1 protein-coding gene is annotated in these 684 nt (G+C 51.8%); it reads left to right on the top strand.

Translation table 11 applies throughout. The annotated features are described in order from the left end of the window. On the top strand, positions 1-684 hold a 684-nt coding region (locus QVO97_RS00430; protein ID WP_288188475.1), incomplete at both ends, for a recombinase family protein.

The following is a 684-nucleotide window of genomic DNA, read 5'->3' as shown; positions in this document are numbered from 1 at the left end:
TGAATATCTGTATCGTGTTCGCCCAGCTTGAACGGGAAACGATACAGAAGCGGGTAACGGACGCTTACTACTCCCGCAGTCAGCGGGGCTTTAAGATGGGCGGGAAAGCCCCTTACGGCTTCCATACGGAGCCTATCAAGATGGACGGTATCAACACAAAGAAGCTGGTGGTAAACCCGGAGGAAGCGGCCAATATCCGGCTGATGTTTGAGATGTACGCCCAGCCCACAACTTCCTACGGGGACATTACCCGGTACTTTGCCGAACAGGGGATTTTGTTCCATGGCAAAGAGCTGATACGCCCCACGCTGGCGCAGATGTTACGCAATCCTGTCTATGTGCAGGCAGACCTTGATGTGTACGAATTTTTCAAAAGTCAAGGTACAGTCATTGTCAATGACGTTGCCGATTTTACGGGCATGAACGGCTGCTATCTGTATCAAGGACGGGATGTGAAGCCCAGCAAGAAGAACGACTTGAAAGACCAAATGCTGGTACTGGCTCCCCATGAGGGTATCGTCCCCTCCGACACCTGGCTGACCTGCCGTAAGAAGCTGATGAACAACATGAAAATCCAGTCTGCCCGGAAAGCCACCCACACATGGCTGGCAGGAAAAATCAAGTGCGGGAATTGCGGGTATGCTCTTATGAGTATCTACAATCCCTCCGGCAAACAGTATCTCC

It is taken from the genome of Clostridium sp. CAG:43 (assembly GCF_000434655.1).
Lineage (GTDB): Bacteria > Bacillota > Clostridia > Lachnospirales > Lachnospiraceae > Otoolea > Otoolea fessa.
Note: the sequence above shows the minus strand (reverse complement) of the source record. Positions and strands in the feature narration are given on the sequence as shown.